Genomic DNA, 20,802 nt, shown 5'->3' with positions numbered 1-20,802 from the left:
GACGGTAGACAAGCATGAATCTCCACGAGTATCAGGGTAAGCAGCTGTTCGCTGAATACGGCCTGCCCGTATCCAAGGGCTTTGCCGTAGACACCCCGGAAGAAGCCGCAGAAGCCTGCGAAAAAATCGGTGGCAGCGAATGGGTTGTCAAAGCTCAGGTCCACGCTGGCGGCCGCGGTAAAGCGGGCGGCGTGAAGCTGGTCAAGAGCAAGGAAGATGCCAAGGCCTTCGCCGCCAACTGGCTGGGCAAGCGCCTGGTGACCTATCAGACTGACGCCAATGGTCAGCCGGTCAGCAAAATCCTGGTTGAATCCTGCACCGACATCGCCAAGGAACTGTACCTGGGCGCCGTGGTAGATCGTTCCAGCCGCCGTATCGTGTTCATGGCTTCCACCGAAGGTGGCGTGGACATCGAGAAAGTAGCTCACGAAACCCCCGAGAAGATCCTCAAGGCCACCATCGACCCGCTGGTGGGCGCTCAGCCCTACCAGGGCCGTGAGCTGGCATTCCAGCTGGGCCTGGAAGGCGACCAGATCAAGCAGTTCACCCACATCTTCGTTGGCCTGGCCAAGCTGTTCCAGGACTACGACCTGGCCCTGCTGGAAGTGAACCCGCTGGTAATCAAGGCTGACGGCAACCTGCATTGCCTGGACGCCAAGATCAACATCGACAGCAACGCCATGTACCGTCAGCCCAAGCTGCGCGCCATGCACGACCCGTCCCAGGACGACGCTCGTGAAGCCCATGCGCAGAAGTGGGAGCTGAACTACGTGGCCCTGGAAGGCAACATTGGCTGCATGGTCAACGGTGCCGGCCTGGCCATGGGTACCATGGACATCGTCAACCTCCACGGCGGCAAGCCGGCCAACTTCCTTGACGTTGGCGGCGGTGCAACCAAGGAGCGCGTGACCGAAGCGTTCAAGATCATCCTCTCCGACAGCAACGTTCAAGCCGTTCTGGTGAACATCTTCGGCGGCATCGTCCGCTGCGACATGATCGCTGAAGGCATCATCGGTGCCGTGAAGGAAGTCGGCGTGAAGGTTCCGGTCGTGGTTCGTCTGGAAGGCAACAATGCTGACCTCGGTGCCAAGGTACTGGCCGAGAGCGGTCTGAACATCATCGCGGCGACCAGCCTGACCGACGCTGCACAGCAAGTCGTCAAGGCCGCGGCGGAGGGCAAGTAATGAGCGTCCTGATCAACAAAGACACCAAAGTCATCTGCCAAGGCTTCACCGGTAGCCAGGGTACTTTCCACTCCGAACAAGCCATCGCCTACGGCACCAAGATGGTTGGCGGCGTGACTCCCGGCAAGGGCGGCACCACCCACCTGGGCCTGCCGGTGTTCAACACCGTCAAGGAAGCCGTTGAAGCCACTGGCGCCGAAGCTTCGGTCATCTACGTTCCGGCTCCCTTCTGCAAAGACTCGATCCTGGAAGCGGCCAACGGCGGCATCAAGCTGATCGTTTGCATCACCGAAGGTATCCCGACCCTCGACATGCTGGACGCCAAGGTCAAGTGTGACGAGCTGGGCGTGCGCCTGATCGGCCCGAACTGCCCGGGCGTGATCACTCCCGGCGAGTGCAAGATCGGCATCATGCCGGGTCACATCCACCTGCCGGGCAAAGTAGGCATCGTGTCGCGTTCTGGCACCCTTACCTATGAAGCCGTGAAGCAGACCACCGACGCCGGCTTCGGCCAGTCCACTTGCGTGGGCATCGGCGGTGACCCGATCCCGGGCTCCAACTTCATCGACATCCTGAAGCTGTTCCAGGAAGACCCGCAGACCGAAGCCATCGTCATGATCGGCGAGATCGGCGGTTCCGCTGAAGAAGAAGCTGCTGCCTTCATCAAGGCAAACGTGACCAAGCCGGTGGTGTCCTACATCGCTGGTGTGACTGCCCCTCCGGGCAAGCGCATGGGCCACGCTGGCGCCATCATCTCCGGCGGCAAGGGCACTGCGGACGAGAAGTTCGCTGCTCTGCAGGACGCTGGTGTGAAAACCGTGCGTTCCCTGGCTGATATCGGCAAAGCCCTGGCTGAGCTGACCGGTTGGGAAGTCAAGAACGCCTAAGGCATCTTGACGCAAGCAAAGGCCACCCCTCGGGGTGGCCTTTCTTGTTTCTGGTGCAACCTTTTTGTGTGTGGTGTAACCGCTTGTCGGTTAAGCGACAGAAATGGTTGCTACTCCGACAGCCTGATCCACGTCAGGCGCCTGGCACAGTAAAATCGGTAGGGTTGCACCTATCCCGCTTTCCAAGCTTCAAAAGAGCCGGGGCGGGCAACAGCGATCAATCCCAAACGGATGGATGACGTTTCCCCAAACCCCAAGGGAAACCCTTCGGAACGTATGAAATTCTGCCTGTGGTACTTCCCCTCATGATTCGATTGAAAGGCTCGGACCTCGTTGCCCTTGGTTTTATGACCTTTGCGCTTTTCCTTGGCGCAGGAAACATCATCTTCCCACCCAGCGCTGGCATGGCTGCGGGTGATAACGTCTGGCGCGCTGCGTCGGGCTTCCTCCTGACGGGTGTTGGCTTGCCTCTGCTGACCGTCGTCGCCCTGGCTCGCGTAGGGGGTGGCATGGATCGCTTGACTGCGCCGCTCGGTAAGCGTGCCGGCCTACTCCTGGCAGTTGCCGTGTATCTGGCCATCGGCCCGCTGTTCGCGACTCCGCGAACCGCTGTGGTGTCCTTTGAAATGGGCGTTGCCCCCTTCACCGGCGATAGCGGCGTTGCCCTTTTCCTCTACAGCGCTGCCTATTTCGCTGCGGTGCTCTTCCTTGCCCTGAACCCTGGCAAACTGGTGGATAGCATCGGTAAGTTCATCACGCCGGTTCTGCTTTCGGCACTGTTGGTGCTGGGCGGCGCCGCGCTGTTCGCCCCCGCCGGGACGATCGGCACTTCAGCTGCCGACTATCAGGCCGCTCCCTTCGTTCAGGGCTTCCTGCAGGGCTACCTGACCATGGACACGCTTGGCGCGCTGGTCTTCGGTATCGTGATTGCCACCGCGATTCGCGACCGCGGCGTCCAGGACCCGCGACTGGTGACCCGCTACTCCGTGATAGCTGGCGCCATCGCCGCTCTTGGCCTGTCGCTGGTTTACCTGGCGCTGTTTTACCTTGGCGCAACCAGCCAGGGTATTGCCGGCGAAGCGCAGAACGGTGTGCAGATCCTCACTGCCTATGTGCAACACACCTTCGGCACTGCGGGCAGTCTGCTGTTGGCCGTGGTCATCACCCTGGCCTGCCTGACCACCGCGGTTGGCTTGCTCACCGCCTGTGGCGAGTTCTTCAGCAAGTTGCTGCCATTCTCCTATCGCACGGTGGTCCTGGCGTTTGGTCTGTTCAGCCTGCTGGTGGCCAACCAGGGCCTGACCCAACTCATCAGTCTGTCGGTGCCGGTGCTCGTGGGGCTTTACCCGCTGGCCATCGTCCTCATTGCCCTCAGCCTGCTGGATGCGCTCTGGGTCGACCCGCGTCGTGTCTTCGTCCCTACAATGTCCATCGCACTGGTCTTCGGCGTGGCCGATGGCTTTGCAGCTGCAGGGTTCAAAGACGTTGTTCCTGCGCTGTTTGGCCAGATGCCACTGGCCCACCAGAGCCTCGGCTGGCTGGTGCCGGTGCTGGTTGTTCTGGGGATCTCGATGGTGGCCGACCGTCTTATGGGACGCGCTGTAGCCAGCCCGGTCTGACCGTTGCTGGATCAAGGAAGGCCGCCGAAGGGCGGCCTTTTTCGTGGCGCTGGGTTAACGGGGAGGAGAGGCACTTGCTTTGCCATCGGGTCTCGTAAAGTGCGCCGGAATCCCACTTCAGGACTCCGTCCGCTCAGGTCTCCCGGCGCAGCTTGCCGGCCCGGATACCGGTCGAATGACCAGCGCGTTTCCCCTTGGTAGTGCATTGCACGTGTCGTGTTGTCATGGCCATGGATCGCTATAATTCGCTGCGTTCTTACAAGGAATTTGCATGTCGACCATTCTGCGCAACTGGCCTCATCTGGTGGCCATTCTCTGGTTCATTACCTGCTGGGTGGGGTACACCCGCTACGCCATCTGGAAGGGCAAGGACACTGCTTGCCTGGCTTCGGTCCTGCATCTCTACCGCGAGGACTGGATGCGTCGCCTGTTGCTGCGCGACAACCGTATCGCCGACGCCAGTGTGATCGGCAACCTTGAGCGCAATGCCTCGTTCTTCGCCTCCAGTACTCTGATCATCCTGGCCGGCATTCTCACGGTGTTCGGATCCACTGATCGCGCGGTGTCGGTGCTGGCTGACCTGCCGTTCGTGCAGGCTGCCAGCCGCAGTATTTCCGAGTTGAAGCTGTTGGGCCTCGCCGTCGTCTTCGTCTATGCCTTCTTCACCTTCAGTTGGTGCATGCGTCAGTACAACTTTGCCGCCATCCTCGTGGGATCGGCGCCGATGATCGGAGAGAAACACGTCAGCGAGCAGGAGAGGAAGGCCTTCGCCGAGCGTACCGCGCGGGTGATTTCCCTGGCGGCCAACCAGTTCAACTTCGGTTTGCGCAGCTACTATTTCGGCTTGGCCATGCTGGCCTGGTTCATCAACCCCTGGTTTTTCATCATTGCGACCACGGGTGTTGTACTGGTGCTGTACCGGCGCGAATTCCATTCCGACGTGCTGGATGTGATGGTCTATACGCCGACCCAGGCGCTGGAAGCGCCCAAGGAGAAAGTCGAATGAGTATTCCGTTCTGGTGCCTGTTCTTTGCCGCCTTGCTCATCTACCTGGCGAAGATTCCTGTGGCCAAAGCCATGCGGGAGGAGGGCAGGGGCTACGACAATCATCACCCGCGCGCGCAGCAGGCACGGCTTACGGGTTTTGGCGCACGAGCGGTGGCGGCGCATCAGAACAGCATCGAGATGTTCCCGCTGTTCGCCGCGGGTGTGCTCATGGCGCACGTCACCCAGACCCACGGTTGGTTCGTCGACCTGCTGGCGATCATCTTCATCGTCTCGCGGGTCCTGTACCTGTTCCTCTACTGGAATGACAATGCCAGCCCGCGCAGCCTGGTCTGGGCCGTCGGCCTGATTTGCTGCCTGTTGCTGATGCTCAGCCCCGCGCTTTGATACCCTTGGATACGACAAGGCCCGCACAAATGCGGGCCTTGTGGTTTCTGCTGCCGGGAGCTTACTGGCTCTTTTCCTCGGTCGGCGCGGTGTCCGGAGCGGCCGGAGCAGGTTCGCTGGGAGCCGGTGCGGCCTCGGGAGCCGGTGCCGGAGTCGGCGCGGTTGCCGGTGCGCTCGGCTGGGATTCGGTTGCCGGGGCAGCCGGTGCCTGAGCCTCTTCCTTCTTGTCGCAGGCGGCGAGACCAAGGCTTGCAGCCAGGAGCAGGGCGAGAGACAGGGTTTTCTTCATCATTGAGCCTCCATGTGTGGCTTTTCCTCATCGATAGCCGTTGGAGTTTATGACCGGTTTCTAAGTTCCGCACTAATTGCAAAAAGCATGACTGGGCGGTCTCCCACGGCGGAAGCAGGTGGGGCAGGGTATGATTCGCCTCTTTGCTCATATTCCGCCAAGGTTGCAGTCATGACGGACAACACCCTCATCGAACGGGCGCAGCGCTTTCTTGCCGTGCTGCGCCATTGCCAGGTGCTCGGTCTCAGCGTGCACGAAGCCACTCCCCAGGGCCTGACCCTGCGCCTACCCTACAGCGCGCAGATCATAGGCAATCCGGAAACGGGCGTGATCCATGGTGGCGCTATTACCACTCTTATGGACACCACCTGCGGCATTTCGACCGTTTGCGTGCTGCCGGAGTTCGAGATCTGTCCGACCCTGGACTTGCGCATCGACTACATGCATCCGGCCGAGCCGCACAAAGATGTCTTTGGCTTTGCCGAGTGCTACCGGGTTACTCCCAACATCATCTTCACCCGAGGCTATGCCTACCAGGACGACCCGACCCAGCCCATCGCCCACGTGGTGGGCGCATTCATGCGGATGGGTAAGCCCGGACAGCTGAAGCAGGGAGGTGCGGCATGAGCCTCGATCTGAATGCCCTGGTGCGCGAAGCCCACGAGAAGAACGATTACGACTCGCTGGTGTGCCTTATTCCCTACGCCAAGCTGATCGGCATGGAATGCCTGCGCCTGGGGGATGACATGGTGTTCCGCCTGCCGGCGAACAAGGACAACATCGGCAATCCGACCCTGCCAGCTATCCATGGCGGTGTGATCGCCGGCTTCATGGAGCACGCCGCGATGCTCCATCTGCTGATGTTCATGGGCACGCCACATATGCCCAAAATCATCGACTTCTCGATAGATTACCTACGCGCCGGGCACTATCGTGACACCTACGTCCAATGCCAGGTCTGGCGACAAGGCCGCCGTGTCGCCAACGTCGCCATTACTGCCTGGCAAACCACCCAGACCGAACCCATCGCCACCGCGCGCGCCCACTTCAAGGTCGACGAATCCTGAGGCGTGCCAGGCGCGTCCGGTCGCTTACAAGGAAAGCCCGATGGTTGCGTTACTCATACTTGGTGGCCTGCTGCTGATCATCATCGGCCTCGTCTGGCTGGTGATGCTCGCGTTCGGTACCAGCCTCTTCTGGGGCTTCGGTAGCCTGCTGCCGCCGGTGACGGTGGCCTACGTGCTCTACCATTGGCGAACCGCGCGAAAGGCCGTGGCCTTCGGGGCCATGGGCTTCATACCGTTTGTGGTGGGCCTGACCATGCTCGCCGCGCAGGACCCGGAGCGACTGCAGGCGATCTTCAGCTTGCGCTGGCTGGCTGACGAGCAGCAGACGGTTTCCGAGCTGGATATCCGCATCAAAGGCGAACTCAACGGGCAGCGCTTCGCTCCGCTTCAAGCCGAACTGGTGGATGGAGTTCTCAGCCTGCGTGAGGGCCAGGACTTCTACGCCCGTCGCGAGCTCACCATCCGTGTGGGCAACCAGCCGCAGGGGGCTCTGCGCCTGGATGTGCTGCCCAAAGATGCCGGCCCGCAGCCGGAAGTGGAAATCAGTTGGCTGCTGCCAGAGCAGGAACTGCCCGAAGCCCGGCGCATCCCCCGCGGCTACACGCTGCACCTCGATCTTCAGCCGGTCGCACCGAATCGCTTGGCGGGTGACTTCCACCTGGTGCTACCACCGAAATTCGCGACCACGCTTTCCGGCCACCTTGAAGTCTTCACCGACCGCCTGCGCTACCGCGACGGCCTGGTGGATACGACCTTCGACTCGCGCGATACGCTGGCCTATGTGATCCGCGATTACTTGCAACGTCGATTCGTCACCCGCGATGTCGAACTGGCCCAGCTGCCATCCGTCAGCCTGCCGGCACGTGAGTTGGACGTCGAGGTGGAAGCTCGTGTCGACGGCCAGAGCCAGCACCTGTCACTTCAGCTGGTAAAGAGCGAGAGCCGGGGCTGGCGCGTGGGTCGTGACAGTTTCCCGCCGTTGGCAGTGTCCAGCGCAGACGCCCAGGCGTCGGGCGAGGCGCAGGAGCCTGCGCCACAGGCGGACAGCGCGGGTCCGTTGGATCGCCGCCTGCGCTTCTCCCTGCAACGCTTGCTGAGCGACCCCGGCGAGTACCAGGAGCTCAGCATGCGCGTGTACACGGTACGCGGTAGCACCGCCGAAGGCCGCTTCGCCGGCCTGGATCGTGACGGCCGCGTCCTGATTCGTCGCAACCTCGGTGGGGCAGGGGCTGCCAGCTTCAGCTTCGATCTCGACGAGGTATCCCACGTCGAGCTGCTCGAACCCTGAGTCCGGACGGAAGCGCCGCTCTGGCGAGCATCGCTGGCCAGGCTGGGCACCGCTTGCGGGCATGCCGAGTGACACCCAGCCTGTGATGTATCGAGAGCGAGGTTCCTTCCGCTTTCGCTAAGCACTTGAAATCCTTGTCTAAGGCCCCATCTGGATGTGATCCGCCGCTGTAAGCGGCTCTAGCCATCCACGTGGAGTAAGACGACCATGAGTGTGGAAACTCAAAAAGAAACCCTGGGCTTCCAGACCGAGGTGAAGCAACTGCTTCACCTGATGATCCATTCCCTGTATTCCAACAAGGAAATCTTCCTCCGCGAGTTGATTTCCAACGCCTCCGACGCAGCCGACAAGCTGCGCTTCGAAGCGCTGGCAACGCCCGCGCTGCTGGAAGGGGGCGCCGAGCTGAAGATCCGAGTCAGCTTCGACAAGGAGGCTCGCACCGTCACCCTAGAGGACAACGGCATCGGCATGAGCCGTGACGAGGTGATCGCGCACCTGGGCACCATCGCCAAGTCCGGGACTGCCGACTTCCTGAAGAACCTCTCCGGCGACCAGAAGAAGGATTCCCACCTTATCGGCCAGTTCGGCGTGGGCTTCTATTCCGCGTTCATCGTTGCCGACAAGGTCGACGTGTTCACCCGTCGCGCCGGCCTGGCTGCCACCGAAGGTGTTCACTGGTCGTCTCAAGGCGAAGGCGAGTTCGACATCGCCACCATCGACAAGGCCGAACGCGGCACCCGTATCGTCCTGCACCTGAAGAGCGGCGAAGAAGAGTTTGCCGACGGCTGGCGCCTGCGCAACGTCATCAAGAAATACTCGGACCACATCGCCCTGCCCATCGAGTTGCCGAAGGAGCATCACGGTGAGGATGCGCCGGCCGAGCAGGAGTGGGAAACCGTCAACCGCGCCAGTGCGCTCTGGACCCGTCCGCGCACCGACGTGAAGGACGAGGAGTACCAGGAGTTCTACAAGCACGTCGCCCACGACTTCGAGAATCCGCTGTCCTGGAGCCACAACAAGGTTGAGGGCAAGCTGGAATACACTTCGCTGCTCTACGTCCCGGCCCGTGCACCGTTCGACCTCTATCACCGCGAGGCGCCGCGTGGTCTGAAGCTCTACGTGCAACGCGTGTTCATCATGGACCAGGCTGACCAGTTCCTGCCGCTCTACCTGCGCTTCATCAAGGGCGTGGTGGACTCCAACGACCTGTCGCTGAACGTTTCCCGCGAAATCCTGCAGTCCGGTCCGGTGATCGACTCCATGAAGTCGGCGCTGACCAAGCGTGTGCTGGACATGCTGGAGAAGCTGGCGAAGAACGAACCCGAGCAATACAAGGGCTTCTGGAAGAACTTCGGCCAGGTGCTGAAGGAAGGTCCGGCGGAGGATTTCGCCAACAAGGAGAAGATCGCCGGCCTGCTGCGTTTCGCTGCCACCAGCGACGATTCGGGCGAGCAGAGCGTTTCCCTGGCCGACTATATCGGTCGCATGAAGGAAGGCCAGGACAAGATCTACTACCTCACTGGCGAGAGCTATTCGCAGGTGAAGAACAGCCCGCACCTGGAAGTCTTCCGTAAGAAAGGCATCGAAGTGCTGCTGCTCACCGACCGCATCGACGAATGGCTGATGAGCTACCTCTCCGACTTCGACGGCAAGGGCTTCGTTGACGTCGCACGTGGCGATCTCGACCTCGGCAAGCTGGACTCGGAAGAGGACAAGAAGGCCCAGGAAGAAGTCGCCAAGACCAAGGAGGGGCTCATCGAGCGTCTCAAGACCGCGCTGGGTGAAGAAGTCTCGGAAGTGCGCGTGTCGCACCGCCTGACCGACTCTCCGGCGATCCTCGCCATCGGCGAACAGGACCTGGGCCTGCAGATGCGCCAGATCCTCGAAGCCAGCGGCCAGAAAGTACCGGACTCCAAGCCGATATTCGAGATCAACCCGGCCCACCCGCTTATCGAGAAGCTCGATGGCGAGCAGGACGAGGACCGCTTCGGCGAGCTGTCGCACATCCTCTTCGACCAGGCTGCCCTGGCCGCAGGCGACAGCCTGAAGGACCCGGCTGCCTACGTGCGTCGCCTGAACAAGCTGCTGGTGGAGCTCTCCGCCTGACTGTTGGAAGGTAAGGAAAAGGCCCGCAAATGCGGGCCTTTTCTTTGTCCGGGATTAACGCCGGCTCTTCTTGGGTCGAGTTCACTCGCCAACCGGATCGCAGGTACGACAAGCAGCGTCTTCGTGTAGCTGCGTCGCCCTTGGCGAATGAATGCCACACATCGGGCCAGGCTGAAATTCCAGGCAATGAAAGCGGTAGGACGGTTTGCGCCACAGGACTGTCTAACCTTGGTCATTTCCCCAGGAAAGGAGAGCACTCCATGAACCGTTTGCTGCTTTCTTCGCTGTTGTTCGCATTCACCGGCCTCGCCTGGGCGGCTATGGTCACCCAGGCGGTTCCCTATGAGATCGATGGCAAGGCCTTCGAGGGCACGCTGGTCTACGACGATACCGTGAAGACACCGCGACCCGGCTTGATGATGGTGCCCAACTGGCTTGGAGTGACGCCGGCTGCAGCTGAACAGGCCAAGGAGATTGCCGGACAACGCTATGTGATCTTCATCGCCGACATGTACGGCAAGGGCATCCGACCGAGCAATCCGGAAGAGGCAAAGGCTGCGGCTGCTGCCGTGCGTGGCGATCGTCCATTGATGCGCAAGCGCGCCCAGGCCGGTGTGGAGGTACTCCGCAAGCAGGGCGAGAAAGTGCCGCTGGACGTGGCGAGCCTCGGTGCGATCGGGTTCTGCTTCGGTGGTGGCAGCGTGCTTGAACTGGCGCGTTCAGGGGCTCCGCTGAAGGGCTTCGTATCCTTCCATGGCAACCTCGATACCCCCAATCCGGCCGATGCCCGCAATATTCGCGCACCGGTGCTGGTGCTGCATGGCGCCGACGATCCAGCGGTATCCAAGGATCAGGTGGATGCCTTCAGCGCCGAAATGACGGCCGCGAAGGCAGACTGGCAATTGGTCAGCTACGGCGGTGCGGTGCATTCCTTTACCGATCGCGAGGCCAATGTGCCGGGTCGCAATGAATACAATCCCAAGGTCGCCGCACGGGCCTACCAGGCCATGAACGACCTGTTCGATGAAGTCTTTACCGGAGCAAGGTAATCCATGACGCAAATCCAGTCCCGGTCCCTTGGCTATACCGTCGATGGCCTGGCATTCGAAGGCTGCCTATTGTTCGACGCGGCTGACATGGCCCCGCGTCCCGGGCTGTTGATGGCGCCCAATTGGTTCGGTGTCAGCGATGGTGCGCGCGAGCTGGCCAGCCAGGTGGCCGGCCGGGGTTTTCGCGTGTTGCTGGTCGATATTTATGGGGCGACGGTGAGGCCGGCGAGTACCGCGGAGGCCAGCGCCGCCATGCTGCCGCTCAAGCAGGATCGCGCGTTGCTGCGTCGACGCCTGCTAGTGGCCCTTGACGCTTTGCGCAGCCAGGAATTGGCGCCGGCGGATGGCACACGGCTGGCGGCTTTCGGTTTCTGCTTTGGCGGCACCTGTGCGCTGGAGCTGGCCCGGGCTGGAGCGCCGCTCAAGGCTGCCGTGTCATTTCATGGCGCACTGGATACCCCGAACCCCGATGATGCCCGCAATATCCAGGGCGCCGTGCTGGTGCTGGATGGCGCCCAAGACCCGCTGGTACCCCGTGAGCAACTGCCGGCGTTTGCCAGGGAGATGGGGGAGGCGGGCGTGGATTGGCAATTACTGAGCTTTGGCGGCGCGGTGCATTCGTTCACCGATCCTGCCGCCAACAACCCGGGAACCGCGCAGTACAACGAAAAGGTATCGCGGCGCGCATTCACCGCAATGTATGCGCTGCTGGACGAGGTCTTCGTTTAGGGGCGAGGCCCAAACAGGTGCAGGGCGAGCCGATCAGCGCGGCAGTTCGATGCGGCTGGTCTCGCCCGGCACGGTCGGCCAGTCGCCGGCTGCCCAACGGCTGCGCGCGTTTTCGATCAGCTCGGGGCTGCTGGATACGAAGTTCCAGTTCATCCTCCTCGGACCATCCAACGGAGCACCACCGATCATCACCAGTTGGCAGCTGCTACATGCGGCAAGCACAAACTCCTCGCCTTCGGGCAAAACCACCAGGCTGCGTGGCTCCAGCGTCTGCTCGTCCAGCAAGGCTTCACCCTCCAGCAGGTACAGCGCGCGCTGGGGATGTTCGCAAGGGATGGTCAGCGTGGCGCCGGCTTCCAGTTGCAGATCGGCGTAGAGGGTAGGGGAGAGCACCGGTACGGGTGATTCCAGGCAGAAGCCCGTTCCGGCGATCAGGCGTATACGCGCGCCGAGTGCTTCCTGTTGAGGCAGGCTGGATGCCGGGTGATGGCTGTAGCTGGGTTCGCAGTCCTCGAAGGCCTTGGGCAGGGCCAGCCATACTTGAAGGCCATGGGCACGGGAGCCGCTGGCCAGCAGGTTCGCCGGCGTGCGCTCGACATGGGCGACGCCGCGGCCGGCCGTCATCCAGCTGACATCGCCCGGTTTCACCAACTGGTCAGACCCCAGGCTGTCCTTGTGTTGTAGTTCGCCTTCGAACAGGTAGGTGAGGGTGGACAGGCCGATATGCGGATGCTGGCGCACATCCATACCCGTCCCCGGCGCATAGTCGGCCTCCAGCATGTGATCGAAGAACACGAAGGGTCCGACGCTACGGCACTGGGCCGAAGGTAACGGACGGAGGATGGGTTGCCCGGCGACTTCTTCGGCGCGGGGTCGGATGATGAGGATGCTCATGCTCAGGATTCCTACAGGGTTTACTGACTGAAGTCGCCTTCGGCAAGGCGCGTTGCGATGCTTACTTCCACCTGGGTCATCAGCTTGTGTACCGGGCACTTGTCAGCGATACGCAGCAGGGTGGCGCGCTGCTCATCGGTGAGGGCGCCGCGCAGGGTCAACTTCACATCCAGCCGATAGTGGCCCTTGCGTTCTTCGCTGTCGTCGCGGGTAACGTCGACGTCCACCCCCGTCAGCGGGATGCCGTTCTTCTGGGCGTAGTAGGTCACGGTCAGCGCCTTGCAGCTGCCCAGGGCTGCATCGAAGTAGTCATGCGGCTCAGGGTCTGCACCTGCGCCACCCAGCTCGGTCGGCAGGTCGGTGAACAGAGGTGCCTTGCCGTCCAGTTCGATGCGCTGGCGGGTGCCGATGGCGGAATCACGGGTGAGACGGATAGTCATGGAGGGCCTCCTGGCCGATGGACGGATCGAGTCCCGGCTAGGCTAACGCAAAGGGTGACGGCCGGCAGCAGGGCACGCGCGTTGAACGCACGCGCACCGAAGCCGGTCTACAGTCGCTCAGCTTTTCCGGAGGAAGTGTCTTGTACCGACTGAGGACCAGTCTTGCCGCGCTGCTGCTGGCGGTCACCATGCCGGGCGAAGCGCGTGAGTATCGCTTCAGCGATGCCCATCTCCATTACGTGGATTTCTTCCAGGAAAGCGATGGAATGAAGTCATTGGTGAAGGCGATGGACAAGGCAAACATCGACCATGTGATGATTTCCGGCATTCCGGTGGCCAAGAAGTGGCACGAGGACGAGCCCAAGCGGCCGCGTTACTACGCCGGGGACGATGCCGGTGCCTACTGGTACAGCGCCACGGATGTGCAAGTGGCCGCTGCGGTGAAGCAACTGCCCGCCGAGCAGCGCAAGCGCTTCCACCCTTTCCTGAGTGGCTTCAACCCCAACGACAAGAATTCCGATGCGCACATTCGCCGAATGCTGGAGCTGGACCCAGGGCTCTGGCAGGGCATCGGTGAAGTGTTCACCCGACACGACGACCTCACGGCCCTGATCGATGGCGACACGCCACGCGCCAACAATGAGGCCATGACCCGCATCTATCATCTGGCGGCCGAGTACGACCTGCCGGTGCTGCTGCACTCGAATATCACCTCCAAGCGCGAGCGCAACCCGCTCTACTTGCAGGAAGTGGAGGAGCCACTGCGCAATCATCCCCATGTGCGCTTCATCTGGGCCCATGCAGGCTCCAGCATGGAAATACACCGTCACCAGACGAAGATGGAGTTCCTCCTGCCCACTCTGGACCGGCTTCTCGGGGCCTATCCAAACCTCTACATCGACTTGTCGTGGAGCGTGCTGAAACCCTATCTGCTGGACACCGACGGCAAGCCGGTTCGCCGTTGGCTAAAGCTGGTGGAACGGTATCCGGACCGCTTCATGCTGGGCTCGGACGTGGTGGGGCGTTTCGACGGGCTGGGTGACTACCTGACGGCCTACGATGTCTTTCTCGACGCCTTGCCAGAGGCGGCGGCGCGCAAGGTGGCGCGGGACAATTTCCTCGCCGTACTACCAGCCAGGCACCGGAGCGATCGCACGCAGTGAGCCTGTCACAAGGATGTCATGGGCACGTCATAACCTCGCGCCACCGCAAACAAGGAGCGCGACATGATCCCCTTTCGAATGACAGCACTCGTGGCCCTCGGCCTGGCGTCCGGCGTTGCCCTGGCTGATGTGCGAGTGGATGGCCCGGTGGAGTACGGCATCTTCGAATCCCAGTACCAGGACTACCAGCCGGGCGAGCGCGTGCTGACTCGCAGCAACCAGACCATCGAGCAGACCGACGAAATCCCGGCCAAGCTCGGTACCAAGTTCGGCATGCGCTACACACTGCTTGGCAAGCAGGAAAAGGACGCACCGCTGACCCTGCTCTACCTCACCCCCGGCGTGGTCACGCCGGATGGCAAGCGCCACGACAAGTTCGTGGTGGAGCAGAAGATGGCACCTGGCGCACCCACTGACGTGATGGCCTTCGAGTTCACCGAGCATTATGAAGTGGTGCCGGGTGAGTGGCGCTTCATGGTCTTCCAGGCGGACCGCCTGCTGGCCGAACAGAGCTTCACCGTCCGCTGATTCCGCGTGCGTCGCCGTGGCGCGCTATAGTCGCTGGGTCTGAAGCAGGCGCGAGGCGCGGGCCCATGGCCGAACAGATCAGCATTCTGGTGGTGGATGACGACGAGGCGATCCGCGAGTTGTTGCTGGATTACCTCGGCGGCCAGGGCTACCAGGTCCACGCCGTGGCCGACAGCCGCCAGATGCGTGCGCGGCTGGCCGAGGCGCTACCCGACCTGGTGCTACTGGATGTCGGGCTGCCCGGCGAGGATGGCCTCAGCCTAGCGCGCTACCTGCGCGAGCATCACGACTTACCGGTGATCATGGTGTCCGGTGCAGGCACGCCGCTGGATCGCATCGTCGGCCTGGAAGTGGGCGCTGACGACTACGTGGCCAAACCCTTCGACCCGAGGGAGCTGCTGGCACGGCTCAAGACCGTGCTACGGCGCTATCGCCGTGCCCCTGCACCTGCGGCCATGCCCGCCACGGAAAGCGACAATCCCTGCCTGCAACTCGGCCTCTGCCGTCTCGACCTGCAGAGCCGTCAGCTGTTCAATGCGGCGGGCGAGGAAATTCCCCTGACCGCCATGGAGTTCGACCTGCTCCAGGCCTTCGCCCAGCGGCCCAACCGTCCGCTTTCCCGCGACCAGTTGCTGAATCTGACTCAGCATCGCGACTGGAACCCCTTTGACCGCTCCATCGATATTCGCATTGCGCGCCTTCGCCGTAAGCTGGAAGCGGACCCGGACAAGCCGCAGATCATCCGCACCGTACGTGGCGTGGGGTACATGTTCGTGCCGGGCTGAAACCACAATTCGCCCCCACGTCAGCGCTTTGTTTCAATTGTTTCAATGGTCTCGGATGCCCTCCGGAGAGGGGCAGGCTGTCTCTATACTCAGGCAGTCCGCTTCCCCCGGAGGGCCCACCGGTGAGCCAGCCATTGACCCGTCACTTCACCATCAGTGCCGAAGAGCATCACCTGCGGCAGATCGTCGATAACAGCAGCGCGGTGATCTATGTAAAGGACCTGGACGGCCGTCTGGTGCTGGTCAACCGGTCGTTCGAGCGCCTGTTCAAGGTGCGTGCCGAACGCGTGCTGGGGCACACCGATCACGAATTCTTCCCCAAGGAAATTGCCGACGTTCTACGGGCCAACGACCTGCGGGTGATCCAGCTTGGCCATGAGCTCGAGTTCGAAGAGCAAGTGCCAATGGGCGGCAGCATTCGTACTTACCTGTCGAACAAGTTCCCGCTGTTCGATAGCGAGGGGCGGGTCAGCGCCATCTGCGGCATTTCCACCGACATCAGCTCGCGCAAGAGCCTGGAGGAAGTCCTGCGCTTCGTTGCCCTGGGTGTGTCCGCCGCGACCGGTAATGAGGTGTTCGAGGCGATCGCGCGCTACATGGTGCGCTCGCTGAATGCCGACTTCGCCTTCGTCAGCCGCATCAGCGACGAGGGACCGCATCGCCTTACCACGCTCGCGCTCTACTACGAGGGCAAGCTGCACCAGAACGCGACCTATGACTTGAAGAGCACGCCCTGCGCCGAGGTATTCGGCCGCAGTTTCCATTTCGTGCCCCGCGACTTGCGCAGCTCCTACCCCGGCGATGAAGTACTGGCCTCTTTCGGCGTCGACAGCTACGCCGGCTTCCCGCTTTTTGCCAGTGATGGCCGCCCGCTGGGGTTGATTGCCGCGGGGCGCACGGGACCGATGAGCGACCGCGACAAGGTGGAGTCGGTGCTGCGCATCTTCTCGGTACGGGCTGCGGCAGAGATAGAGCGCCTGGAGGCCGAGGCCAGCTACCGGGCGATCTTCGATACCTCGGAGGACGCCATCTTCGTCCACGATATCGAGAGTGGCGGCCTGGTGGACGTAAACCCCAAGGCATGCCGTGCCTATGGCTACAGCTACGAGGAAATGCTCAAGCTGGAGATCGACGCGTTCAGCGCCGGCTATTCGCCCTATACCGGCAAGGAAGCGGCCGGCTACCTGGCCCGTGCCGCTGCCGGCCAGATGCAGCGTTTCGAATGGCACCGGCGCAATCGCGACGGCAGCCTGCACTGGGATGAAGTGCTGCTCAAGCGCGTGGCCATCGGCGGCATAGACCGCATCCTTGGCATCACCCGCGAAATCACCCAGCGCAAGGAGGCCGAGCAGGCCTTGCGGGCCAGCGAAATTCAGTATCGGGCCATTACCAATACCGCCCTGGACTGCTTCATCAGCATGGACGAGGCCGGTCGGGTGCTGGCCTTCAACCCGGCGGCCGAGCAGTGCTTCGGCATCAGCCGCGAACAGGCGCTGGGCCACTCGCTGCTGAAACTGATCATCCCGCCACGTTTCCGCGAAGCCTACGAGCACGCTCTGGAACACTACCTGCAGACCGGGCACGGTGCCTTCCTCGGCAAACGTATGGAAGTGATGGCCCAGCGTGCCGATGGCCGTGAGTTCGCCGCTGAACTGGCTCTGACCCAGGTGCCAGGAGATGAGGGACCACGTTTCATCTGCTATCTGCGCGACATCACTGAACGCACCCAGGCCGAAGAAGAGCGCGCCCGGCTGGAACAGCAGTTGCGCCAGGCCCAGCGCATGGAGGCCATTGGGCACCTCACGGGAGGTATTGCCCACGACTTCAACAATCTGCTGACCAGCATGCTCGGCTATACCGTGATGGCCCAGGAGTTGGCGGAGCAGGGCGGCGACGAGCGACTCGGCAAATACCTGTCGCGGGTGCAGCGCTCGGCGGAAAAGGCTCGCGACCTGATTCAGCAGATGCTCACTTTCAGCCGTGGCAGCCGCGGCAAGCCGCAGGTGGTGGCGTTGGACCTCCTGCTGGGGAATTTCATTCGTCTGGTGGAGTCGACCTTGCCGGCGACCGTAGAGCTGGAGGTGAAACTGGACCACGACCTGCCGCAGGTGTTGGCGGACCCGGTGCAGCTGGAGCAGGTGCTGATGAATCTCTGCATCAACGCCCGGGATGCCATGGGCAGTGTCGGCCAATTGCGGGTGAGCCTGTGCCAGCAGGAGCTGGAGGGCACCTGCGCTTCCTGTCAGCAACGAATCAAGGGTCCCTACGTTGCGCTCACCGTGAGCGACAGCGGGCCGGGAATCGATCCGGCGTTGCGGGCGCAGATCTTCGAGCCGTTCTTCTCGACCAAGGCCAGTGGGCAGGGTAGCGGCATGGGGCTGTCCATGGTGCATGGCATCGTCCATGAGTACGGTGGCCATATCCATCTGGACAGCGCACCTGGGCAGGGCGCCACCTTCAGGGTGCTGATGCCAGCCCACGGCCCAGCCGTCGCCGCGGACACGACGAGCGCGCCGACAACTGAGCGCCCGCTGTTGCGGTCGGCTCTGAGCGGACGCGTGGCGGTGGTAGACGACGACGCCACGGTGGCCGAGTTCATGGGAGAGCTGCTGGAGGGCTGGGGGCTGGAGACAAGTATCTTCTGTGACGCCGAGCAAGCCAGCCAGCTGCTCTGCGCCGACCCCTACGCCTGGGACTTCGCCATCCTCGACCAGAGCATGCCGCGCCTTTCCGGCCTGCAGCTCGCAAGGCGCCTGCTGGCGTCCCGCGCGGACCTGCCCATCGTGCTCTATACGGGGTTCAGCGACTCGTTGCTGGAGAGCGAGGTGCAGCAGCAAGGGGTCAAGGCATTGCTGACCAAGCCCCTGAACCAGCAGCGCTTGCATCAACTGTTGCATGCCTGGCTGGGAAACCCGGGGAGCGGATACAAAGCGGAAACAAACTGAGCGCTGTCAGCCATAGGGCTGATACAGGCCGGGCCCAAGCTGGTTTCCAAGGCGGAGAGTTGTCGCCGACCAGAACCCCAGGCAGGAGCGCATCATGTTCACCTACTTCAAGCGCGTTTCGATTTTCTTCTACGGCCTGATCAGTTACCTGATCTTCTTCGCCACCTTCGTCTACTCCATCGGCTTCGTTGCCAACTTGCCATTTGCGCCGCGCACCCTGGATGGTGATCCGCGCTTGCCGTTCTGGGCCGCCCTTGGAATCGACGTACTGCTGCTGGCCATCTTCGCCGTCCAACACAGTCTGATGGCCCGCCCGGCCTTCAAGGCCTGGTGGACCCAGTGGATTCCGCCTGCAGCCGAGCGCAGCACCTACGTACTGTTTTCCAGCCTGGCGCTGATCATGCTGTACAGCTATTGGCAGCCCCTGGGTGGCGAGATCTGGAACATCGAGAACCGCTCCGGTCGTCTGGTGCTGGGCGCCACCTTCGGTTTCGGCTGGGCGTTGGTGTTCTACGCTACCTTGCTGATCAACCACTTCGATCTGTTCGGACTGCGCCAGGTCTGGCTGAACCTGCTGGGCAAGCCCTACACGGCGCTGGAGTTCAAGATGCCTGGTGCCTACAAGCTGGTGCGGCATCCGCTGTACCTGGGATGGTTCCTGTGCTTCTGGGCGACGCCGACCATGACTGCGACCCATCTGCTGTTCGCGGTAGTGACCAGCATCTACATACTGGCCGCCATCCAACTGGAAGAGCGCGACCTGCTGCGCGAGCATCCCGAGTACGCCGACTACCGGCAGAAGGTGCCCATGTTGCTGCCGCGCGTCGGTAGCCGTGACAAAGCGAGCGACGGCCGCGAGGCGGCCTGATCACAGGGAAATGAAAAGGGCGCCTTCGGGCGCCCTTGTCGTGTCCGGCTCAGACTACGAATTTCCCGATCATGCCGTTGAAGTCCAGCGCCAGGCGAGAGAGCTCCTGGCTGGCCGCGGAAGTCTGCTGCAGCGCCTGCATCAGTTGGGCGGACTCCTCGCGACCACGGGTGTCAATGTCGCCTGTAAGGTCCCCACAGGCCACCATCCCGGCATTGAGCACGGCATCGTCGAACTTAGCTACGCGAGTGTGTAGGCGATGGTGCTGTTCAACGGTGGGGCGGACAGAAAGGAAAAGGCCCGTATCCGGTGGGATACGGGCCTTTTCGGTACCGCAGGAGCCGTCAGCCGTTGAAGCGGCGCAGCACCAGGGTGGCGTTGGTGCCGCCGAAGCCGAAGCTGTTGGACATGACGGTGTCGATCTGAACGTTCTCGCGGGTCTCACGCAGGATCGGCAGATCGGCCACTTCCGGGTCGAGCTCGTCGATGTTGGCGGAACCGGCCATGAACTTGCCTTCCATCATCAGCAGGCAGTAGATCGCTTCCTGTACGCCTGCTGCGCCCAGGGAGTGGCCGGAGAGGCTCTTGGTGGAGCTGATGGCAGGGGCCTTGTCACCGAACACAGCGCGTACGCCGCGGATTTCGGCAACGTCGCCCACCGGAGTGGAAGTGCCGTGGGTGTTCAGGTAGTCGATCGGCGTGTCGACGGTGGACAGCGCCAGCTGCATGCAGCGGATGGCGCCTTCGCCACTCGGGGCAACCATGTCGTAGCCGTCGGAAGTCGCGCCGTAGCCGACGATTTCCGCGTAGATCTTGGCGCCACGCTTGAGGGCGTGTTCCAGCTCCTCGACCACCACCATGCCGCCGCCGCCGGCGATGACGAAACCGTCACGCTTGGCGTCGTAGGCGCGGGAGGCCTTCTCGGGAGTCTCGTTGTACTGGGTGGACAGGGCGCCCATGGCGTCGAACAGGCAGCTCTGGCTCCAATGTTCTTCTTCACCGCCGCCGGCGAAGACCATGTCCTGCTTGCCCAGCTGGATCTGCTCCATGGCCTGGCCGATGCAGTGTGCGCTGGTGGCGCAAGCCGAGGAGATGGAGAAGTTCACGCCCTTGATCTGGAAGGGAGTGGCCAGGCACGCCGAAACAGTGCTGCCCATGGTGCGGGTCACACGGTATGGGCCGATGCGCTTGACGCCCTTTTCGCGCAGGGTGTCGATGGCTTCCATCTGGTTGACGGTGGAAGCGCCGCCGGAGCCGGCGATCAGGCCCACGCGCGGATTGGAGATCTGCTCGGCGGTCAGGCCGGCGTCTTCGATGGCCTGCTGCATGGCCAGGTAGGCATAGGCAGCGGCATCACCCATGAAACGGAAGAGCTTGCGATCGATCAGCTCTTCCAGGTTCAGGTTGACTGAGCCGGACACCTGGCTGCGCAGTCCCATCTCGGCATAGGACGGGTTGTGGCGAATACCGGCCTTGCCGGCGCGCAGGTTGGCGGAAACAGTGGCTTTGTCATTACCCAGGCAGGAAACGATGCCCAGGCCAGTGATCACGACGCGACGCATGCGGATG

The 20,802-nt window shown here is 62.3% G+C and carries 21 protein-coding genes and 1 pseudogene; 17 read left to right on the top strand and 5 right to left on the bottom strand.

Features of this window, described 5'->3' with window-relative positions; translation table 11 throughout:
* Positions 1-14: 14 nt before the first annotated feature.
* The 5 genes from sucC to D6Z43_RS08970 all read left to right on the top strand — a co-directional run bounded on the left by sucC (position 15) and on the right by D6Z43_RS08970 (position 5,082).
* The gene (sucC, locus tag D6Z43_RS08990) at positions 15-1,184 is read left to right on the top strand and encodes an ADP-forming succinate--CoA ligase subunit beta (protein ID WP_120651612.1); all 1,170 of its coding nucleotides are present in this window, start codon (positions 15-17) and stop codon (positions 1,182-1,184) included.
* On the top strand, positions 1,184-2,071 hold the full coding sequence (gene sucD, locus D6Z43_RS08985) for a succinate--CoA ligase subunit alpha (RefSeq protein WP_028629428.1): 888 nt from the start codon (positions 1,184-1,186) through the stop codon (positions 2,069-2,071). Before sucC ends, sucD begins: the two co-directional genes overlap by 1 nt.
* Before the next feature lie 305 nt (positions 2,072-2,376).
* Complete coding sequence (brnQ, locus tag D6Z43_RS08980) at positions 2,377-3,690, top strand: branched-chain amino acid transport system II carrier protein (RefSeq protein WP_120651611.1); 1,314 nt, start codon at positions 2,377-2,379, stop codon at positions 3,688-3,690.
* A gap of 271 nt (positions 3,691-3,961) precedes the next feature.
* Complete coding sequence (locus tag D6Z43_RS08975) at positions 3,962-4,696, top strand: DUF599 domain-containing protein (RefSeq protein WP_120651610.1); 735 nt, start codon at positions 3,962-3,964, stop codon at positions 4,694-4,696.
* Positions 4,693-5,082 (top strand): MAPEG family protein, encoded by a 390-nt coding sequence (locus D6Z43_RS08970; RefSeq protein ID WP_120651609.1) that lies wholly within the window; start codon positions 4,693-4,695, stop codon positions 5,080-5,082. The genes D6Z43_RS08975 and D6Z43_RS08970 overlap by 4 nt, the downstream gene beginning before the upstream one ends.
* 61 nt (positions 5,083-5,143) lie before the next feature.
* Here D6Z43_RS08970 and D6Z43_RS08965 read toward each other — a convergent pair whose 3' ends face one another.
* Entirely contained in the window at positions 5,144-5,371 is a 228-nt protein-coding gene (locus D6Z43_RS08965; RefSeq protein WP_120655224.1) for a hypothetical protein, read from the bottom strand.
* A 171-nt stretch (positions 5,372-5,542) separates the two neighbouring features.
* Here D6Z43_RS08965 and D6Z43_RS08960 point away from each other — a divergent pair, with 171 nt between their 5' ends.
* The 6 genes from D6Z43_RS08960 (at position 5,543) to D6Z43_RS08935 (ending at position 11,610) form a co-directional block, all read left to right on the top strand.
* Positions 5,543-5,998, top strand: a complete 456-nt coding sequence (locus D6Z43_RS08960) for a PaaI family thioesterase (RefSeq protein WP_120651608.1) — start codon at positions 5,543-5,545, stop codon at positions 5,996-5,998.
* Positions 5,995-6,438: a PaaI family thioesterase gene (locus D6Z43_RS08955; RefSeq protein ID WP_120651607.1), complete on the top strand. Its 444-nt coding sequence runs from the start codon at positions 5,995-5,997 to the stop codon at positions 6,436-6,438. Before D6Z43_RS08960 ends, D6Z43_RS08955 begins: the two co-directional genes overlap by 4 nt.
* A 40-nt stretch (positions 6,439-6,478) precedes the next feature.
* Positions 6,479-7,726, top strand: a complete 1,248-nt coding sequence (locus tag D6Z43_RS08950) for an MFS transporter (RefSeq protein WP_120651606.1) — start codon at positions 6,479-6,481, stop codon at positions 7,724-7,726.
* Positions 7,727-7,933: 207 nt separating this feature from the next.
* The gene (gene htpG, locus D6Z43_RS08945) at positions 7,934-9,832 is read left to right on the top strand and encodes a molecular chaperone HtpG (protein WP_120651605.1); all 1,899 of its coding nucleotides are present in this window, start codon (positions 7,934-7,936) and stop codon (positions 9,830-9,832) included.
* Positions 9,833-10,092: 260 nt separating this feature from the next.
* On the top strand, positions 10,093-10,881 hold the full coding sequence (locus D6Z43_RS08940) for a dienelactone hydrolase family protein (protein ID WP_120651604.1): 789 nt from the start codon (positions 10,093-10,095) through the stop codon (positions 10,879-10,881).
* Positions 10,882-10,884: 3 nt separating this feature from the next.
* Complete coding sequence (locus D6Z43_RS08935) at positions 10,885-11,610, top strand: dienelactone hydrolase family protein (protein ID WP_120651603.1); 726 nt, start codon at positions 10,885-10,887, stop codon at positions 11,608-11,610.
* Between the two features lie 33 nt (positions 11,611-11,643).
* Here the strand turns inward: D6Z43_RS08935 and D6Z43_RS08930 are convergent, their stop codons facing one another.
* A complete protein-coding gene (locus D6Z43_RS08930) occupies positions 11,644-12,504 on the bottom strand; it encodes a pirin family protein (protein WP_174235578.1) in 861 nt (286 codons plus the stop codon).
* Positions 12,505-12,524: 20 nt separating this feature from the next.
* Positions 12,525-12,944 (bottom strand): OsmC family protein, encoded by a 420-nt coding sequence (locus D6Z43_RS08925; protein WP_120651602.1) that lies wholly within the window; start codon positions 12,942-12,944, stop codon positions 12,525-12,527.
* Between the two features lie 188 nt (positions 12,945-13,132).
* On the opposite strand from D6Z43_RS08925, the gene D6Z43_RS08920 reads away from it, so the two are divergent.
* From D6Z43_RS08920 to mddA, 6 genes and pseudogenes are all read left to right on the top strand, one after another.
* Positions 13,133-14,107 carry an amidohydrolase family protein gene (locus tag D6Z43_RS08920; protein ID WP_256661031.1) on the top strand — a complete coding sequence of 325 codons (975 nt, stop codon included), beginning with the start codon at positions 13,133-13,135 and terminating at the stop codon, positions 14,105-14,107.
* Positions 14,108-14,170: 63 nt separating this feature from the next.
* Positions 14,171-14,635, top strand: coding sequence for a DUF3859 domain-containing protein (locus D6Z43_RS08915; protein WP_120651600.1), 465 nt, complete (start codon positions 14,171-14,173; stop codon positions 14,633-14,635).
* 65 nt (positions 14,636-14,700) lie between these two features.
* A pseudogene (locus D6Z43_RS28760) lies at positions 14,701-15,033 on the top strand (response regulator); the annotation flags it as partial.
* Between the two features lie 87 nt (positions 15,034-15,120).
* Positions 15,121-15,420 (top strand): winged helix-turn-helix domain-containing protein, encoded by a 300-nt coding sequence (locus tag D6Z43_RS28755; protein WP_371924412.1) that lies wholly within the window; start codon positions 15,121-15,123, stop codon positions 15,418-15,420.
* 122 nt (positions 15,421-15,542) lie between these two features.
* The gene (locus D6Z43_RS08905; RefSeq protein ID WP_120651598.1) at positions 15,543-18,365 is read left to right on the top strand and encodes a PAS domain S-box protein; all 2,823 of its coding nucleotides are present in this window, start codon (positions 15,543-15,545) and stop codon (positions 18,363-18,365) included.
* Between the two features lie 94 nt (positions 18,366-18,459).
* Positions 18,460-19,233: a methanethiol S-methyltransferase gene (gene mddA, locus D6Z43_RS08900; RefSeq protein ID WP_120651597.1), complete on the top strand. Its 774-nt coding sequence runs from the start codon at positions 18,460-18,462 to the stop codon at positions 19,231-19,233.
* 49 nt (positions 19,234-19,282) lie between these two features.
* Here mddA and D6Z43_RS27855 read toward each other — a convergent pair whose 3' ends face one another.
* Positions 19,283-19,456, bottom strand: coding sequence for a hypothetical protein (locus D6Z43_RS27855; protein ID WP_153921144.1), 174 nt, complete (start codon positions 19,454-19,456; stop codon positions 19,283-19,285).
* Between the two features lie 121 nt (positions 19,457-19,577).
* Positions 19,578-20,795 (bottom strand): beta-ketoacyl-ACP synthase I, encoded by a 1,218-nt coding sequence (gene fabB / locus D6Z43_RS08895; RefSeq protein ID WP_120651596.1) that lies wholly within the window; start codon positions 20,793-20,795, stop codon positions 19,578-19,580.
* Between the last annotated feature and the right edge of the window lie 7 nt (positions 20,796-20,802).

Source organism: Pseudomonas sp. DY-1 (assembly GCF_003626975.1).
GTDB lineage: Bacteria > Pseudomonadota > Gammaproteobacteria > Pseudomonadales > Pseudomonadaceae > Metapseudomonas.
This window is presented reverse-complemented; position numbering and strand designations above follow the sequence as displayed.

What these genes read in the sequence shown, in the direction of transcription:
- sucC (WP_120651612.1), top strand. Translation starts at nt 15, where the DNA reads ATGAATCTCCACGAGTATCAGGGTAAGCAGCTGTTCGCTGAATACGGC.
- sucD (WP_028629428.1), top strand. Translation starts at nt 1,184, where the DNA reads ATGAGCGTCCTGATCAACAAAGACACCAAAGTCATCTGCCAAGGCTTC.
- brnQ (WP_120651611.1), top strand. Translation starts at nt 2,377, where the DNA reads ATGATTCGATTGAAAGGCTCGGACCTCGTTGCCCTTGGTTTTATGACC.
- D6Z43_RS08975 (WP_120651610.1), top strand. Translation starts at nt 3,962, where the DNA reads ATGTCGACCATTCTGCGCAACTGGCCTCATCTGGTGGCCATTCTCTGG.
- D6Z43_RS08970 (WP_120651609.1), top strand. Translation starts at nt 4,693, where the DNA reads ATGAGTATTCCGTTCTGGTGCCTGTTCTTTGCCGCCTTGCTCATCTAC.
- D6Z43_RS08965 (WP_120655224.1), bottom strand. Translation starts at nt 5,371, where the DNA reads ATGAAGAAAACCCTGTCTCTCGCCCTGCTCCTGGCTGCAAGCCTTGGT.
- D6Z43_RS08960 (WP_120651608.1), top strand. Translation starts at nt 5,543, where the DNA reads ATGACGGACAACACCCTCATCGAACGGGCGCAGCGCTTTCTTGCCGTG.
- D6Z43_RS08955 (WP_120651607.1), top strand. Translation starts at nt 5,995, where the DNA reads ATGAGCCTCGATCTGAATGCCCTGGTGCGCGAAGCCCACGAGAAGAAC.
- D6Z43_RS08950 (WP_120651606.1), top strand. Translation starts at nt 6,479, where the DNA reads ATGGTTGCGTTACTCATACTTGGTGGCCTGCTGCTGATCATCATCGGC.
- htpG (WP_120651605.1), top strand. Translation starts at nt 7,934, where the DNA reads ATGAGTGTGGAAACTCAAAAAGAAACCCTGGGCTTCCAGACCGAGGTG.
- D6Z43_RS08940 (WP_120651604.1), top strand. Translation starts at nt 10,093, where the DNA reads ATGAACCGTTTGCTGCTTTCTTCGCTGTTGTTCGCATTCACCGGCCTC.
- D6Z43_RS08935 (WP_120651603.1), top strand. Translation starts at nt 10,885, where the DNA reads ATGACGCAAATCCAGTCCCGGTCCCTTGGCTATACCGTCGATGGCCTG.
- D6Z43_RS08930 (WP_174235578.1), bottom strand. Translation starts at nt 12,504, where the DNA reads ATGAGCATCCTCATCATCCGACCCCGCGCCGAAGAAGTCGCCGGGCAA.
- D6Z43_RS08925 (WP_120651602.1), bottom strand. Translation starts at nt 12,944, where the DNA reads ATGACTATCCGTCTCACCCGTGATTCCGCCATCGGCACCCGCCAGCGC.
- D6Z43_RS08920 (WP_256661031.1), top strand. Translation starts at nt 13,133, where the DNA reads ATGCCGGGCGAAGCGCGTGAGTATCGCTTCAGCGATGCCCATCTCCAT.
- D6Z43_RS08915 (WP_120651600.1), top strand. Translation starts at nt 14,171, where the DNA reads ATGATCCCCTTTCGAATGACAGCACTCGTGGCCCTCGGCCTGGCGTCC.
- mddA (WP_120651597.1), top strand. Translation starts at nt 18,460, where the DNA reads ATGTTCACCTACTTCAAGCGCGTTTCGATTTTCTTCTACGGCCTGATC.
- fabB (WP_120651596.1), bottom strand. Translation starts at nt 20,795, where the DNA reads ATGCGTCGCGTCGTGATCACTGGCCTGGGCATCGTTTCCTGCCTGGGT.